The sequence below is a fragment of the Novosphingobium flavum genome (genome assembly GCF_014230315.1).
GTDB classification, from domain to species: Bacteria; Pseudomonadota; Alphaproteobacteria; order Sphingomonadales; family Sphingomonadaceae; genus Novosphingobium; species Novosphingobium flavum.
In genome coordinates this window covers 1-16,754 of sequence record NZ_JACLAW010000008.1, presented here as the reverse complement: position 1 = coordinate 16,754, position 16,754 = coordinate 1, and the positions used below count along the sequence as shown (strand labels likewise).

The 16,754-nt window shown below is 67.1% G+C and carries 12 protein-coding genes; 8 read left to right on the top strand and 4 right to left on the bottom strand.

The genetic code is table 11. The annotated features are described in order from the left end of the window. The first annotated feature begins 12 nt into the window (after positions 1–12). On the top strand, positions 13–861 hold the full coding sequence (locus tag H7F51_RS11245) for a TorF family putative porin (protein ID WP_185664399.1): 849 nt from the start codon (positions 13–15) through the stop codon (positions 859–861). 130 nt (positions 862–991) lie between these two features. Here the strand turns inward: H7F51_RS11245 and H7F51_RS11240 are convergent, their stop codons facing one another. After that, entirely contained in the window at positions 992–1,243 is a 252-nt protein-coding gene (locus H7F51_RS11240; protein WP_185664398.1) for a hypothetical protein, read from the bottom strand. Positions 1,244–1,426: 183 nt separating this feature from the next. On the opposite strand from H7F51_RS11240, the gene H7F51_RS11235 reads away from it, so the two are divergent. Together H7F51_RS11235 and H7F51_RS11230 are read left to right on the top strand one after the other, a co-directional pair. After that, positions 1,427–2,890, top strand: a complete 1,464-nt coding sequence (locus H7F51_RS11235) for a porin (RefSeq protein WP_185664593.1) — start codon at positions 1,427–1,429, stop codon at positions 2,888–2,890. Between the two features lie 169 nt (positions 2,891–3,059). Continuing rightward, entirely contained in the window at positions 3,060–3,674 is a 615-nt protein-coding gene (locus tag H7F51_RS11230; RefSeq protein ID WP_185664397.1) for a hypothetical protein, read from the top strand. Here H7F51_RS11230 and H7F51_RS11225 read toward each other — a convergent pair. Continuing rightward, complete coding sequence (locus H7F51_RS11225) at positions 3,671–4,567, bottom strand: LysR substrate-binding domain-containing protein (RefSeq protein ID WP_185664396.1); 897 nt, start codon at positions 4,565–4,567, stop codon at positions 3,671–3,673. The genes H7F51_RS11230 and H7F51_RS11225 overlap by 4 nt on opposite strands. A gap of 315 nt (positions 4,568–4,882) precedes the next feature. On the opposite strand from H7F51_RS11225, the gene H7F51_RS11220 reads away from it, so the two are divergent. The 3 genes from H7F51_RS11220 to H7F51_RS11210 are packed head-to-tail and all read left to right on the top strand — an operon-like array spanning position 4,883 to position 10,684. Next, positions 4,883–8,098: an efflux RND transporter permease subunit gene (locus tag H7F51_RS11220; RefSeq protein WP_185664395.1), complete on the top strand. Its 3,216-nt coding sequence runs from the start codon at positions 4,883–4,885 to the stop codon at positions 8,096–8,098. Further along, entirely contained in the window at positions 8,091–9,278 is a 1,188-nt protein-coding gene (locus tag H7F51_RS11215; protein ID WP_185664394.1) for an efflux RND transporter periplasmic adaptor subunit, read from the top strand. The genes H7F51_RS11220 and H7F51_RS11215 overlap by 8 nt, the downstream gene beginning before the upstream one ends. Next, complete coding sequence (locus tag H7F51_RS11210) at positions 9,278–10,684, top strand: efflux transporter outer membrane subunit (RefSeq protein WP_185664393.1); 1,407 nt, start codon at positions 9,278–9,280, stop codon at positions 10,682–10,684. The genes H7F51_RS11215 and H7F51_RS11210 overlap by 1 nt, the downstream gene beginning before the upstream one ends. Positions 10,685–10,721: 37 nt before the next feature. On the opposite strand, the gene H7F51_RS11205 is transcribed toward H7F51_RS11210, so the two are convergent. After that, positions 10,722–11,621, bottom strand: coding sequence for a LysR family transcriptional regulator ArgP (locus H7F51_RS11205; protein ID WP_185664392.1), 900 nt, complete (start codon positions 11,619–11,621; stop codon positions 10,722–10,724). Between the two features lie 96 nt (positions 11,622–11,717). On the opposite strand from H7F51_RS11205, the gene H7F51_RS11200 reads away from it, so the two are divergent. After that, positions 11,718–12,326: a LysE/ArgO family amino acid transporter gene (locus H7F51_RS11200; protein ID WP_185664391.1), complete on the top strand. Its 609-nt coding sequence runs from the start codon at positions 11,718–11,720 to the stop codon at positions 12,324–12,326. On the opposite strand, the gene H7F51_RS11195 is transcribed toward H7F51_RS11200, so the two are convergent. Further along, positions 12,303–13,910, bottom strand: coding sequence for a tetratricopeptide repeat-containing sulfotransferase family protein (locus tag H7F51_RS11195; RefSeq protein ID WP_185664390.1), 1,608 nt, complete (start codon positions 13,908–13,910; stop codon positions 12,303–12,305). The genes H7F51_RS11200 and H7F51_RS11195 overlap by 24 nt on opposite strands. A 163-nt stretch (positions 13,911–14,073) precedes the next feature. Here H7F51_RS11195 and H7F51_RS11190 point away from each other — a divergent pair, with 163 nt between their 5' ends. Beyond that, positions 14,074–16,494, top strand: a complete 2,421-nt coding sequence (locus H7F51_RS11190) for a TonB-dependent receptor (protein WP_246448234.1) — start codon at positions 14,074–14,076, stop codon at positions 16,492–16,494. The last annotated feature ends 260 nt before the right edge of the window (positions 16,495–16,754 follow it).

Genomic DNA, 16,754 nt, shown 5'->3' with positions numbered 1-16,754 from the left:
GAGGGAAAAACCATGAACAAGCTGATCACCGTTGCCACCAGCGCGCTCGCGCTCGGCCTCGCCGCTCCCGCCTTCGCTCAGGAAGAGCCCAAGGAAATCGAGATCTCCGGCTCGGCCACGATCGCCAGCGACTATCGCTTCCGCGGCGTTTCGCAGAGCAACAAGGGCATGGCCGTCCAGGCCGGCTTCACCGCCAAGCACCAGAGCGGTCTCTACGCGGGCGTCTGGGCCTCGAACCTCGCCGGTTGGGGCACCTTCGGCGGCAGCAACACCGAACTCGACATCTACGGCGGCTACACCCTGCCGGTGGGCGGCGCGACGCTCGACGCCGGCCTGACCTGGTACATGTATCCGGGCGGCTCGGACAAGACCGACTTCGCCGAACCCTTCGTCAAGCTGAGCGGCGCCGTCGGCCCGGCCAACCTGCTCGTCGGCGTGGCCTATGCCCCCAAGCAGGAAGCCCTGGGTCCGTGGTCGCTGACCGGCGCCAATGCCCAGGCCGTTCTGGCCGGCGGCAACTACAACAAGCCGGGCGCCAAGGATGACAACCTCTACATCTGGGCCGATGCCAACACCGCCCTTCCCTCGACCCCGGTGACCCTGAAGGCCCACCTGGGCTATTCGGACGGTAACCCCGGCCTCGGCCCGAACGGCACCAGCGTTGCGCCGACCGGCAAGTACTGGGACTGGTCGCTTGGCGCCGATGTCGCCGTCGGCCCGCTGACGCTGAACGTGTCGTACATCGACACCGATATCACCAATGCGCAGGGCGCCTACCTCCAGCCGAACTTCTCCTCGACCAAGGACGGCTCGACCATCGCCGGCAGCACGGTCGTGGTTTCGGTGACCGGCTCGTTCTGATCTGAGCGAACCATCCCGACGGAGGCGGGGAATGCACGGCATTCCCCGCCTTTTTCGCGTCTGCGGCGGGCAAAAAAAGAGGAGCCGCAAAGCGGCTCCCGAGGGGGGATGGAATTGGGTGGCGGGGCTATCAGCCCTCGGTCTGTTCCTTGGCCGGAGCCTGCTTTGCCTTGACCTGGAGATTCTCCACGCAGCCCAGCGAACGGGTCGGGTCAGGATGGCAGCGCTTGCCGGCAGGCAGTTCGTAAGCGGCCTTCTTTTTGGCCGACGAACGGGCCGCGATGCAGGCCAGGTGCTTGTCGGGATGGCACGGATAGAACCCGGCGGCGGGGACGGCGGCAGGGGCAGTTGCAAGGCCGAGGGCCATGGCAATGGTCAGCATGATTTTCTCCACTCGATGTCAGAGCATCGAGGGTGATCTAGCTCTTGTCCTGTTGCTTCACGCGCACCTGACTGTGACGATTTGTTGCCGCCGTCCTTGCTGCCGCGTCGTGTCACACAACTGTCATTTAACAGACGCAGGCGGGTCACATCAGTGACACGAAAGGGATTGACGGTGCAGACAATGACGGGGCGGCGGACGGCCGGGCATGGCCGGATTTCGCGCAGCCTGAAGGGGCTTCTGCTGGCCGGCGCCATCGGCTTCGCACCGCTTCCCGCGAAGGCGGGAGAGCAGGACGAGGCCATCGCCGCGCTGCGCAGCGAACTGGCCGTCCTGCGCGCGGAAATGGAAAGCCTGCGCGCCCGGTTGCCGGCTTCCGCAACACCGCCGAAGGCCAAATCGCCTGCCACCGAACCGGCGGGTAGGGTGCCCGCCGCCCCGCAATTAGCCCAGGCCCCTGCCAATCCGGTCCCCGCGCCAGCCGCCGCCGCGCCGAAGAAGGGCTGGTACGACCGGATCCAGGTTCGCGGCTATGTCCAGATGCGCGCCAACGAGGCCCTGTCCGGCCCGATCGACGCCCCCACCGGGCTGGCTCGCCTCCGCTCCGTCCACGACAGTTCGGTCGGCGAACGCGGCACCTTCAGCCTGCGCCGCGCCCGCATCGTGATCCAGGGCGACCTGTCCGACAAGGTCTCGCTCTACTTGCAGGGCGACCTCGCCTCGGCCGTCAACGCGCAGTCGAGCGGCGAGCGGCGCGAGCACTTCTTCCAGATGCGCGATGCCTATGCCGACCTTTTCCTGCTCGATCGCCGGCTCAAGCTGCGCTTCGGCCAGTCGAAAGTGCCGTTCGGCTGGGAAAACCTGCAATCGTCCTCCAATCGCATCGCGATCGACCGGGCCGACGCGGCCAACAGCGCGGTCCCCGGCGAGCGCGATCTTGGCGTTGTGGCCTACTTCACACCGCGCTCCGTGCAGGCGATCTGGGATCGGCTGGGCCGCGACGGACAGAAGCTTTTCGGAAATTACGGCGCCATCGGCCTCGGCGTGTTCAACGGCCAGGGCATCAACCGTACTGAAAAGAACGACAGCCTGATGCAGGTCGCCATGGTCTCCTGGCCCTTCGCGCTGGACGGACTGGGCGAGGCCTTTGCCGGGCAGGTGATCGAGATCGGCGCGCAGGGGATGCTCAACCGGGTCCAGCCCGAACTGCGCAGCGGCGGGGTCAACCCCGTCTCCATCGCCGAACGCCGGGTCAACCTCCATGCCGTGCTCTATCCCGCCCCGTTTGGCCTGCAAGCCGAATGGTCGTGGGGGCGCGGGCCGGAGTGGGATCCCTCGACCCAGTCGATCGCGTCCCGTCCGCTCAGCGGTGGCTATATCCAGGCCATGGCACGGGTGACGAATTCCCCGCTGGGCGCCCTGATGCCCTATGCCCGCTGGCAGCACTACCGCGGCGGGTGGAAGGCGGCGATCAATGCCCCGCGCCTCGAAACCAACGAGATCGAACTGGGCGTTGAGTTCCAGCCGCTCAAGGAACTTGAGCTGACCCTTGCCTATGCCCGGATGAAGCGGGCCGAGGCCGACGAGCGCCGCGCGGGCCGCGCCGTCGGAGATCTGCTGCGCGCGCAGCTCCAGTGGAACTATTGAGCGTCGGGGCGCGGGTCTCCACCATTTCCCGCTCCGATGTCATGGAGCCGCACACGTTTTGTAACAATCCCGATCCATCGCGGCAAAGCGCGTCGCTTACCCCGGAAACACAGGGCAGGCGGCGCCTTTGCCGCCCGCCCTTTGCTTTGCTCCGGGGAACAGATTGCCGATGATCCGCTGGTCCTGCGCCGTTGCCGCCGCCGCCCTCCTTACCATGCCCGCCGCCGCCGAACGCCCGCTTCCCGCCGGGCTCGCACGGCTCGCCCCGGCCGACTTCACCATGCGCACCACGGTTCATGATGATCCGCTGGACAGCGCCATCGTATTCTCCACGGCTTGGGCCCATCGCCGCGGCCAGGCCATGGATGGCGCTTTTGCCGACGACGTCCACCTGCGCGCAAAGGTCGATCGCGTCACGGGTCAGGTCACTTGGCAGGTCTGGCACGACCTCATCAACTTCCGCCACAAGGCCCGGATCGCCGCGGTCGACTACGCAGCCGGCGGAAATGTGCGGACCGCCCAGGCCGTGCAGGTCGAGCAATGGCAGGACGCCTGCCAGATGGCCGACGTCAACGCCCCCTGCTTCGTCCACCAGCGCGTCGTGTTCGACCTGCCGGAAAGCGTGGTGCGCGAGATCGCCGCCTCGTGGCAGTCCGGCTCGCGCAGCGCCTGGCCGCTGCGCTTCGCCGTCGACGGCGGCGATGCAATCCGCGGCGGCCTTGCGCCTGCCGAGGCCGCCGGCCTGCTCAGCGCCGTCGCGAACTGGCGCAAGGGCGGCGTCTAGCCGTCCTGCGCCGCCGCGCCGAGCATTTCGCAGAACGCGGCCGTCGTCGGCGAGGGATTCTGGGCGCGGATCATCAGCAGGCGGCTGACCACGTCGAGCTCGAATGGCCGGTACGTCAGCGTATCGACGTTGAGCCGAGCCAGCGTCCCCGACAGCACGGTTACCCCAAAGCCCGCCGCGGTTAGGCCGAGCAGCGTTGCGAAGCTGCTCGCCTCCATCGCGATCTTCGGCCGGAAGCCCAGCCGCTCGCACCGCGCATATAGGTGCTCGTTGAACCCTGCGCCGTTGATCGTGCCGAACAGGATCAGCGGCTCGTCCCTCAGGTCGTTCGGACCAAGCTCCCGATTTTCGCGCGCGAGCGGGTGATCGTGGCGCATGGCCAGCATCAGCGTGTCCTTCTGGACGCAGGTTGAGACGACATGCGGCGCCAGTGGCGGATCGTCGAACGTACGCAGGATACCGAGGTCCAGCGTGCCCCGTTCGACATGCTCGACCTGCTCGTCGCGCGCCAGCTCATCGATCGAGATCTCGACCGCGGGATAGGTCCGGCGGAACCGCGCCAGCGTGTCCATGATGTGCGGCACGAACGGCACCGAGACCGAGAAGCCCAGCCGCAGGCTGCCAATCTCTCCGCGATGCGCGCGCTGGGCAGTGCGCGCGGCCCGCTCCGCCTGGGCCAGGGTTTCGCGCGCCTCGGGCAGGAAGCGCGTTCCTGCTTCGGTCAGTCGGACGCGCCGGCTCGTCCGCTCGAACAGCGTGACCCCAAGGGAATCTTCCAGTCCCCGGATCTGCTGGCTGAGCGGCGGCTGCGAAATGCCGAGCCGCTCAGCCGCCCGCCCGAAATGCATCTCCTCGGCAACACAGATGAAGTATCGCAGGTGCCGAAGGTCCATTATTGATATCCAAATCGTCTCAATTTGGCTAATTTATATATTGGACAGGCAGGGGGCAAGCGCGCATTCGGCTCCCCGCAGGCAAAAGACCTGCAACGGATCGACCGGCGCCCGGTGCCGCCCCCCAGCCCCCCCAATGCGGCACGGGGCCCGGTCGATCACAAGCATCTCGCCACGGCAGAAGGCGGACAGGGCGATGGAACGCGATCCATTCACGCCAGCCCCGCACCGCGCCGGACGACAGAACGCACGGAGAGTGAAACGTGAATGGCGCCGGGCATTCCTGCCCGAGCTGATTGCCGTGCGGAGCATTAAATGATCGATATCGTCAAGGTTGCGCTGCATCGTCCGCTGACCTTCATCGTCATGGCGATCCTGATCGCGATCGGCGGGATCATCGCCGCGCTGCGCACCCCTGTCGACATCTTTCCCGACATCAAGATTCCGGTCATCGCGGTCGCCTGGCAATATTCTGGCCTGCCGCCCGAAGACATGGCGAACCGGATCATCACACCTTACCAGCGCACCCTGACCACCACGGTCAACGACATCAGCCATATCGAGGCGCAGTCGTTCCAGGGCATCGGGGTCGTCAAGATCTACTTCCAGCCCACGGTCGACATCCGCACGGCCACGGCGCAGGTCACGGCGGTATCGCAGACCATTCTCAAGCAGATGCCGCCCGGAACGACCCCGCCGCTGGTGCTCAACTATTCGGCCTCGACCGTGCCGATCCTCCAGCTTGCCCTGTCGGGCAAGGGCCTGTCGGAACAGCAATTGTTCGACCTTGGCCAGAACGTGGTGCGCACGCGGATGGTGACGATCCCCGGCCTTGGCATGCCCTATCCCTCGGGCGGGCGGCAGCGCCAGATACAGATCGACCTCGATCCCGGCGCGCTCCAGGCGCTCGGCCTCTCGGCGCAGGACGTGGGCAATGCCCTTGCCGCGCAGAACCAGATCAATCCCGCCGGTTTCGCCCGGATCGGGCCGACCGAATATTCGGTGCGCCTCAACAATTCGCCTGACAGCGTGGAGGGCCTCAACAACCTCCCGGTCAAGGTGGTCAACGGCGCAACGATCTATATGCGCGACGTCGCCCACGTGCGCGACGGCAGCGCCCAGCAGCAGAACGTGGTCCATGTCGAGGGCCGGCGCTCGGTGATTCTCACGGTGCTCAAGAACGGTGCCGCATCGACCCTCGCCGTGGTCGATGGGGTCAAGCAGGCCCTGCCCCAGCTCCAGACCTCCCTGCCCGAAACGCTGAAGGTCCTGCAAGTCGGCGACCAGTCGATGTTCGTCAAGGCGGCCGTTTCGGGCGTGGTCCACGAGGGCGCCATCGCGGCGGCCCTGACCAGCCTGATGATCCTGCTGTTCCTCGGCTCCTGGCGCTCGACCGTGATCATCGCCCTGTCGATCCCGCTGGCAATCCTCGCCGCGATCGCCACGCTCGCCCTGTTCGGCCAGACCCTCAACGTGATGACGCTCGGCGGTCTCGCCCTCGCCGTCGGCATCCTCGTCGACGATGCGACCGTCACGATCGAGAACATCAACTGGCACCTCGAGCAAGGCAAGGGCGTGATTGAATCGATCCTCGACGGGGCGGCCCAGATCGTCACCCCGGCCTTCGTCTCGCTGCTGTGCATCTGCATCGTATTCGTGCCGATGTTCTTCCTGCCAGGAGTGGCGGGCTACCTGTTCGTGCCGATGGCCCTCTCGGTGGTCTTCGCAATGATCGCCTCATTCGTCCTGTCGCGCACCCTGGTGCCGACCATGGCGATGTACCTGCTGAAGCCGCACACCCACGGCACCCCGACGGAGATCGACAGCGAACTGCACCAGGCCGGCAGCCCCGCCTCGCGCAACCCGCTGGTCCGCTTCCAGCGCGGCTTCGAGGAACGCTTCGAGCGCGTCCGCTCGAACTATATCGGCCTGCTGCGCCGGGCGCTGGCCAGCCGAAAGGGCTTCATGACGGGCTTCATGGTCGTGGTCCTCCTTTCTTTCGCCCTTGTCCCCCTGCTCGGCAGTAACTTCTTTCCCGATGTCGATTCCGGCCAGATCGCCATGCACGTCCGCTTGCCCGTCGGCACCCGGATCGAGGCTTCGGCCACCCAGTTCGACCGCGTCGGCAAGGCGGTGCGCGCGATCATTCCCGCCGACCAGCTGGGGACGATCACCGACAACATCGGCCTGCCGATTTCCGCGATCAATACGGTCTACAACAATTCCGGCACGGTCGGCCCGCAAGACGGCGACGTGCTGATCACGCTCACGGAAGGCCACGCGCCAACCGCCGGGTTCGTTGACCGGCTGCGCCACGAACTGCCGCGCCGCTTCCCCGGCGCGACCTTTTCCTTCCTGCCGGCCGACATCACCAGCCAGATCCTGAACTTCGGCACGCCTTCGCCGATCGACGTCCAGATCACGGCCAAGGACCCCGAGGCCGCCCGCGCCTATGCCCACAAGCTGATGGCCCGGCTGAAGGCAATCCCGGGCCTCGCCGACCTGCGCATCCAGCAGCCGGCCCATGCCCCGCAGCTCGATGTCGAGGTCGACCGCTCGCGCGTCGGGCAATATGGCCTCGCCGAACGCGACGTCACCAACGGCCTCGCCAGCGCGCTGGCCGGCACCCAGCAGACCGCGCCGGTGTTCTTCGTTAGCCCGGACAACGGCGTGTCCTACCCGGTCGTCGCCCAGACCCCGCTCTACAACGTCGGGACGATGAGCCAGCTGTCCGGCATTCCCATTGCCGGCAGCGCCGGGGCGAGCCAGCCGCTGGGCGCCTTTGCCGAGATCACGCGCTCGAACACGGTCCCGGTCGTCTCGCAGTACAACATCCAGCCCGTTCTCGACATCTACGCCACCCCGCAGGGGCGCGACCTCGGCAGCGTGTCCAAGGCGATCCAGAAGGCGATCAACGCACTCGAAGCCGAGCAGCCCAAGGGCACCACGGTCACCATCCGCGGCCAGTTCGAAACCATGAACACCGCCTTTTCCGGCCTCGGCTGGGGCATCGTCGCCGCGATCTTCCTCGTTTACCTGCTGATCGTGGTCAACTTCCAGTCTTGGCTCGATCCCTTCGTGATCATCACGGCCCTGCCCGCGGCGCTCGCCGGGATCGTCTGGACGCTCTTTGCCACCGGCACCACGCTCTCGGTGCCAGCGCTGACCGGGGCGATCATGTGCATGGGCGTGGCCACGGCCAATTCGATCCTCGTGGTCAGCTTCGCCCGCGACCAGCTGGCCGAGACCGGCGACGCATTCGAGGCTGCCCTGCGCGCCGGCTTCGTCCGCTTCCGCCCGGTGCTGATGACCGCACTGGCCATGATCATCGGCATGGCCCCGATGGCGCTGGGCCTTGGTGACGGCGGCGAGCAGAATGCCCCGCTCGGCCGGGCCGTGATCGGCGGACTGATCTTCGCCACCACGGCCACCCTGTTCTTTGTTCCCACCGTCTTCGCCTTCGCGCACCGCCGCCACGCCAAGACCTCCGAACTGACCCCGAACCCGGACCTGAAGCCCAGCCATGCCTGATCTTGAAATCCCAGAATCCACCGGCCCTTCGGCCAGAACCCTGAAGCGCACTGGCCTGGTCGTCGCCGTCGCCGCGCTAGGCGTGGTGGCCTTCGGCGTCGCCAGCCGCCTGCAGGCGACCGGCGCGCTGGAAGCCTCGGCCGCCGACGCCGGTGTCACCACGGTTTCCGTCGTCCATCCCGCCAAGCCCGGCGACAGCGACGGACTCGTCCTGCCTGGCCAGGTCCAGGCCTTCAACAGCGCGGCGATCTTCGCCCGCACGAACGGCTATGTCCGCTCATGGCAGGCCGACATCGGCCAGCGCGTCGCCGCGGGCCAGACCCTCGCCGTGCTTGACGCGCCCGAGCTTGACCAGCAGCTCGCGTCGGCCCGAGCCGACTACCAGACAGCCCTTGCCAACCAGCGCCTCGCCGCGACGACCGCCACACGCTGGAAATCCATGCTGGGACAGGACGCCGTCTCGCAGCAGGAAGCCGACGAGAAGGCGGGCGACTATGCCGCGAAGACCGCACTTGCCAATGCCGCCCTCGCCAATGTCCGCCAGCTCGCCGCCATGCATGGCTTCACCCACCTTTCGGCGCCCTTCGCCGGGGTGGTCACGAGCCGCTCGGCCCAGATCGGCGCGCTGGTCGTGGCCAACAATGCCGCCGCCCTGCCGCTGTTCACCGTGTCTGACGTCCACCGCATGCGGATCTACGTCCAGGTTCCGCAGTCCTACGCGGCTCAGGTCCGCGGCCGCCTCTCCGCCACGCTGACCTTGCCTGAATATCCGGGACGCAGCTTCAACGCCGTGCTGATCCGCAGCTCGGGCGCGGTCGACCCCAAATCCGGCGCCCAGTTGGTCGAACTGCAGGCGGACAATCCCGATGGCGCCCTGATGCCCGGCGCCTTCGCTCAGGTCCATTTCGCCATTCCCGGCGCGGCGGGCGGCCTCGCCATTCCCGGCAGCGCCATCCTGACGGGCGACAAGGGGTCAAGCGTGGTCGTGGTCGGCAGCGATGGCCGCGTGACGATCCGCCCGGTCACCATTGCGCGCGATCTCGGCGCCACGGTGGTAGTCGCCGGCGGCCTCTCGCCCACTGACAACGTGGTGGATACCCCGCCGGATTCGATCCAGAGCGGAGACCGCGTCAAGGTGGCCACTCCCGCTCCATCGAAGGCCAAGGGAGCCGCGTCCTGATGCGCCTGCGCCCGGCCGTAGCCCCGCTGGTCGCCGCCATGACCTCGCTGGCGCTCGCTGCCTGCTCCTCCGCCCCGGCCTACAACCCGCCGAAGATCGCCGCCCCGGCCCGGTTCAAGGAAGTGGCCGGCTGGACCGAGGCCGCCCCGCACGACGATGCCCCGCGCGGAGACTGGTGGTCGGTCTACCAAGACCCCGCGCTCGACGCGCTCGAGCAGCAGGCCCTCACCGCCAGTCCGACCCTCGCCGCCGCCCTCGCCCGCTACGATCAGGCCCGCGCCGCCGCGCGCGAGAGCGAGGCTGCGCTTTACCCCACCGTCGGGATCGAGGGCGCCGCCGCGCGCGCGCGCGTTTCCAGGAACCGCCCGCTGACCAACGGCAGTGCCGTGACCTATGACAATTACGTCGGCGGCGGCGGCGTGGACTACGAGATCGACCTCTGGGGCCGGGTCCGCGCCTCGGTCGCCGCCGGCAAGGCCGATGCCCAGGCAAGTCAGGCCGACCTCGCCTCGGCCCGGCTGAGCCTGCAGGCTGCCGTGGCCGATGCCTATTTCCGCCTGCGCGGGCTTGATGCCCAAGCCAGCCTGCTCGCCAGCTCGGTCGATGCCTTCGGCCGGGCCTACGACCTCACCCAGCGCCGCCACGGCGGCGGGATCGCCTCGGGGATCGACGTCAACCGCGCCGCCACCGTGCTCGGCAATGCGCGGGCGCTGGTCTCGGCCATCGCTAGCCAGCGCGCGGCAACCGAACACGAACTCGCGGCACTGACCGGTGCCGTGGCCAGCCAGTTCGCGCTCTCTCCCGCGCCGGGCGACATGATCGTCCCCGCGATCCCGGCGGCTACCCCGTCGCAGCTGCTCGAACGGCGGCCCGACATCGCGGCGGCCGAACGCCGCATGTTCGCCGCCAATGTCCGGATCGGCGTGGCCCGCGCCGCCTTCTACCCCTCACTGAACCTCGGCGCGGCCGGGGGCTGGCAGAGCACGGGTGCGGCCCTGCTCTCGGCCCCCAGCACCTTCTGGGCACTCGGCCCCCTCTCCGCCGCGCTGACCCTGTTCGACGGCGGCAAGCGCAAGGCGCAGGTTCGCCTCAGCCACGCCCAATACGAGGAAGAGGCCGCCAATTACCGCGAGACCGTGCTAGCCGCCTTCCGTCAGGTGGAGGATGCCGCCGCCTCGATCCGCCACCTTGCCCAGCAGGCCGAGGCCCAGCAGGACGCCGCCCGCGCCGCCGAACGCACCAGCGACATTGCCCTTTCGCGCTACCGCGATGGTGCCTCGGACTATCTCGAGGTCGTCACTGCCCAGACCGACGCCCTGACCGCGCAGCGCAGCCTGATCTCGGTCCAGACGCAGCGAATGCAGGCCTCGATCGCACTGGTCAAGGCGATGGGCGGACCTGCTTGAAACCTTGGGCCTGAAACCTTGAGCCTGAATGCCCGCATCACCCCGGCGACAGGACCGCTCCCGCCGCCCTGATCACCGCTTCCGACAGCGGCTGGATGTGATCGGCGGCAAGCCGGTTTACCTGCCAGAACAACGGCACGTCGAACGGACGCCCCGGCACGAGCTCGACCAGCTTTCCGGCCGCAAGGTGCTCCTCGACCATGGCGAGCGGGTTCATCCCCCAGCCCATTCCGGTCAGGCTGGCGTCGAGAAAGCCCTGCGTGGTCGGCAACCAGTGGCTGGGGCAGGCCGGCGCATCGTCCAGCACGCCCGCCAGCCAGCGTGACTGGAGTTGGTCATGCCGGCTGAAGGTCAGCGCCGGGGCAGCAGAAAAAGCCTCGGCGCTCGGCCCATCAGGGAAATAGCGCGCCTTGAAGGCCGGGCTTGCCACCGCGAAATAGCGCATCGTTCCCAGCGCGAAGCGGCGGCAACCCGGGATTGGCGTTTCCCGGCTGGTTACGGCCGCCGAGACGCGGCCGTGCGCCAGCCATTCGGCCGTCTGGCTCTCCTCGTCCACTTCAAGGTGAAGCAGGTGCCCGCTCGCCTCGGCATAGGCGGCTGCGGCGGGCATGAACCATGTGGCAAGGCTATCGGAATTGACAGCGACATGAAGGGTCAGCCGCTGGGCGCCCGTCGCCGGTTGAAGGATCGGCAAGCGGCTCAACAGGTCGCTTTCGAGCAGGCCGACCTGCTCGACATGGCGGCACAGCCAATCCCCCTTGGGCGTCGCCACGCAGGGATTGCCTCGCTCGATCACGTAAAACCCCAGCCGCGTCTCGAGATTCTTGATACGCTGCGAAATCGCCGAGGGGGTCACGTTGAGCTGGCGCGCGGCTGCCTCGAACGACCCGGTCTGGGCCACCGCGGCCACGGCGCGAAGCGCGGGATAGTCCAGCATGAGATTAGCCGTCCTTATTTGAACTAAGATGACTTAATTGGACTGAATTTGAACGCCTGACTAGGCCGGCCCTGAATTTTCCGCAGGAGCGCCCCCTTGTCCCCGTCCGTCTTCGCCACCGGTTTCGCCATGTGCGCGAGCCTGATCTTCGCGATCGGCGCGCAGAATGCCTTCGTCCTGCGCCAGGCGCTGCGCCGCGAGCATGTCCTGCCGATCATCCTGACCTGTGCCCTGTCCGACGCGGTGCTGATCGTCACCGGGGTCCTGCTGTTTCGCCAGATAAGCACCCTGCTGCCGCCAATCCTGCCAGTCATGCGCTACGGCGGTGCGGTGTTCCTGGTCCTTTACGGCCTGCGCAGCCTCAAGGCGGCCTTCACCGATCCCGGCGCGCTGGCCGCCTGCGAGGCTCCGGCCCAGCCGCTCGGGTCCGTCATGGCCACCTGCCTCGCCCTGACCTGGCTCAACCCCCACGTCTACCTCGACACAGTGGTCCTGCTCGGCTCGATCGCCGCCCAGTTCCCGCATGACCGCACGAGCTTCGCCCTCGGCGCGATCACTGCCTCGTTCGGATTCTTCTTCGCACTTGGCTACGGCGCGGTCTGGCTGCGCCCGATTCTCGCCCGGCCTTCATCATGGCGCGTGGTCGAAATGGTCATCGCCGCGACCATGGGCGTGACCGCACTAAGGCTGGTCGCCGGCAACTAACGCCGGCCCCAGCGCCTCGCGCAAGGGTCCGAGCCACTGGTCGTAGGCCTGCCAGTTCTCGGTCCCCTGCCGGAAGATGGGCGAGCGGACCTGCTCCGAACTCGGCGTGCGCACCGGCCGCTCGGTCTTGTGGAACTCGAGACAGTCCCGCTCGAAGGGCAGGCCGAGCCCATCCAGCAGGGCGCGGATCTCGCCCTCGCTGTCGTCCACCATCCGTTCATAGGTCACCCGGTAAACCGCGCCGGGACAGACGCGCTCGAAGGCGTCCATCAGCCGCACGTAATCGCGATAGTAATGGCCCAGATCGGCAAGGTCATAGGCGAAGTGCTGCCCCCGCGCGAAGTGCTGGCGGAAATTGGCGACCCCGGCCGAGAGCGGGTGGCGCCGCGCGTCGACAATCCGGGCATTCGGCAGGATGGCCCTGATGAAGCCGACGTAGAGCCAGTTGTTGGGCAGCTTGTCGATGAACAACGGCCGGTCGGTCTTGCGCTGGGGCGAGACGCGGCGCAGGTACTCCTCGCCGATCGCGCGCAGTTCGTCTGCCGACAACCCTGCAAATCGCTCATGCGGGTTACCCTTGCCGTCGGCCCCGCCGAGCTTGCTCCACAGCTCTGGAATATCCGGCAGTTCCGCAATCGCTTCGACTTGGCTGTGACTGGCAAGGATCTGTTCGACCAGCGTCGAGCCCGCGCGCGGCAGGCCGACGATGAATATCGGATCTGCCGCCGGGCAGCCGCCCGCCGGGCCGCGCGCGAACCGCTGCGTAAAGCCGGCGATCATGCGGTCCACCCGCCCGGTCGTTTCCGCCGCGTCATAGTGGATCAGCGCCCGGCGATGCGCATTGGCCGCGCTGTAGCTGGCAAAGGCGCGGGCAGGATAGCCGGCATCCTCCCACGCCTTGGCAGCTGCGAATTCTAGGTGAAACCGGTCTTCCGGCGTGTTCCCCTTCCCCGCCAGCGCCTGTTCCATCGCCGCGATGTCAGCTTCGTCCAGCCGCACGGTCTTGAGATTGGCCAGCGACCACCAGGCCTCGCCGAACCCCGGCTGCAGCGCGGTCGCCCGGCGATAGGCCGCCACCGCCTCGCCCAGCCGCCCCACGGTCTTGAGTACGTGGCCGTAGGACATCCACACCCGCGGTTGGTCCGACCGCCGCTCCAACGTATCCTCGTAGAGCGCCAAAGCCTGCTCGAATTCCCCCAGCCGGTTGAGCACGGCGGCGCGCAGGTTGGGATTATCGTCCTCCTCGCTCTCCAGCACCAGCCGATCGAGTTCCGCCAGCGCCTCTGCCGCGCGGTTGCTGCGGTAAAGCACCGTGGCAAGGTTGACCCGCGCCGCGCCGAAATCGGGCGCCAGTTCAAGCGCGCGGCGCAGCAGTGTCTCCGCATCGCGGGTCCGGCCGATCCTTGCGGCCAGTTCGGCCAGCATACGGATCGCCGCCACGTCGAAGGGGTCGGCCTTGAGGTGGTTCTTGAGCAGCGGCTCGGCCTCCGCCAGCCGGTTCTGATGCAGCGCCAGCGCGGCGCGGAGCAATTGCGGATCGCGCGTGGCGGCGGCGAGCCGGGCGGAGATGGGGGCAGCGCTCATCGCCACGACCTATGCGGCCTCGCCCGAAGCTTGGCAAATCCCGGTGCACCAACAACACATCCGCTCATGATTACTTATTGCACCGCAATATCGCGCTTGCAATTTCTGCGCCCGCGTGATCACCCTGCACCGCACAAAACGAAACAGCCAGGGTTGGAACGATATGCGGGCCAAGTTTTCCTGTCTTTCTCCGCGCACCGTGAAGGGCGCCGGCATCGCCGCCCTGCTCGGCGGCACGATCCTCGCCACGACCTCGGCCCTTGCGCAGAGTGCCCCGCCTACGACCTTTGACGCGCCGGAGGAAATCGTCGTCACCGCGCAAAAGCGCGAGGAAAACCTGCAGGATGTGCCGATCTCGATCCAGGCGCTTGGCAGCCAGAAACTGGCCCAGCACCAGGTCGCCAGCTTCGACGACTATGCCAAGCTGCTGCCCAGCGTCTCCTACCAGTCCTACGGCCCCGGCCAGTCGCAGATCTACTTCCGCGGCGTGACTTCAGGCAGCAATTTCAACGGTTCGTTCGGCGGCTCGCTGCCGACCAGCGCGCTTTATCTCGACGAAGTGCCGCTGACCACGATCGGCGGCGCGGTCGATCTTCACGTATATGACATGCAGCGGGTCGAGGCCCTGTCCGGCCCGCAGGGCACGCTGTTCGGGTCCAGCTCGCTCTCGGGCACCCTGCGCCTGATTACCAACAAGCCCTCGCACAAGTTCGAGGCCGGGTTCGACATCAGCGGCACGACCTTCGGCAAGGGCGCCAATTCCAGCGGCGGCAGTTTCGACGGCTTCATCAACGTGCCGGTGACCGAGACGATCGCCTTGCGGGCTTCGGCCTTTTATCAGCGCGACGGCGGCTACATCAGCAACATCCCCGGCGTCCGGAACTATCCGGTCGAGGATGTGAACGGCAACCCGGCGATCAAGTCGGTCAGCAACGCGCCTTATGCCAAGAAGAACTTCAACGACGTCGAGACCTTCGGCGGGCGCGCCGCGCTCGGCATCGACCTTGACGAGGACTGGACCGTCACCCCCGCGGTGATATACCAGAACCAGCGCGCCCACGGCACCTTCCTTTACGGCCCGCTGACGGGGAGCGACCCGCTGATCCCCGCCACCGGCGACCTGCAAGTGCAGGACTACACGCCCGAGCTCAACAAGGACGAATGGCTCCAGGCGGCGCTGACCATCCACGGCAAGCTGGGCAACTGGGACATCACTTATGCCGGCGGCTATTTCAGCCGCCATGTCGATACGCTGGCCGACTATTCGGGCTATACCGTGTCGTACTACGAGGCGGGCGGCCCCTATTACACCAGCTTCATCGGCGCCAATGGGCAGAACCTCGATCCGAGCCAGCTCTACCACGTCAACCATCACTACACGAAACAGACCCACGAACTGCGCATGGCCTCGCCGGGGACCGAGCCGGTCCGCGTGATCGCGGGCCTGTTCCTGCAGCGCCAGACCGACCGGATCGTGGCCGACTACATCATTCCCGGCCTTGCCGCCGGGCCCAATTCACCGGCCGTTCCGCGCTGCGGAGACGATATCTTCTGCTCGCGCATCAACCGCGTGGACCGGGACTACGCCGCCTTCACCGACGTTGCCTGGGACATCCTGCCGGGTGTCACGATCGATGCGGGCCTGCGCCTGTTCATCGCCCGCAATTCGGCCGGGGGCTTCTCCGGCACGGCCAGCCGGGTCGGCACTGCGGTCTGCCCGGTCACGTCGAACGCCTTCCTGCCCTGCGAGATGTACAACAAGACCGCGAACGAAAGCGGGGAAACCCACCGCGTCACGGTCAACTGGAAGGTGACCGGCGATCACCTCCTCTATGCCACCTATTCCACCGGCTACCGCCCGGGCGGGATCAACCGCCTTGCCCAGGTCGCGCCCTATACGGCGGACCGGCTGACCAATTACGAGGTCGGCCTCAAGACCTCGTGGCTCGACCGGCGCCTCACCGTCAACCTCTCCGCCTTTTACGAGGATTGGAGCAAGGTCCAGATCGGGCTGACCACGCCCAATTCCAACGGGGTGCTGTCGATCTACAACGTCGGCAGCGCGCGGGTGAAGGGGATCGAGGGCGACTTCAACCTCCGGCTCGGCCAGCTCACCCTGTCCGGCTCGGGTGCTTACACCGACGGCAAGACCAAGGCCGATTTCTGCAACATCGGTGCCTCCGGCAACCCGGATTGCAGCCTCGGGATCTACATCGCGAGCGGCACCCGCCTGCCGGTCCAGCCGCAGTTCAAGGCCAATGCCACGGCCCGCTACGCGTTCGACTGGGGCGAGTACCGGCCCTATCTCCAGGCATCGGCCAACCACCAGTCCGGCACCGATGCCTATTTCGTCCAGCCGGTGCCCGGCGCCCTGTGGCAGACGGCTGGCTTCACCACGTTCGACTTTTCGATCGGCGCAAAGATTGGCCGATGGTCGTGGGAGGCCTTCGCCCTCAACGCCTTCGACAAGCGCGGCATCCTCAGCCTCAACACGGTCTGCATCCCGTCCACCTGCGCCCAGTTTGCACGGGCTTATGCCACCAAGCCGCAGCAGTTCGGGATCAAGCTCGGGATGAAGTACTAGGACCGCAAGCGATCAAGCATGCGCGAGAGGGGGCCGGAGAAATCCGGCTCTCTTTTTTTGTGCCCGAAGCGAGGAGCGAGGGCGCAGGGTGACACGAGTGTCACCCTGTCCGGGCGTTATCCGGGGGTTAAACCGCTGTTATTCAAGGCCTCACCGGGCGAGTGCATGGGTGACACTTGTCCTACACGGTTCGTCCGCGCGGCCGATTTCAAAGACCGGGCGGAGGATGACAGGGGCGGACGATGTAGGAAAATGGTTTG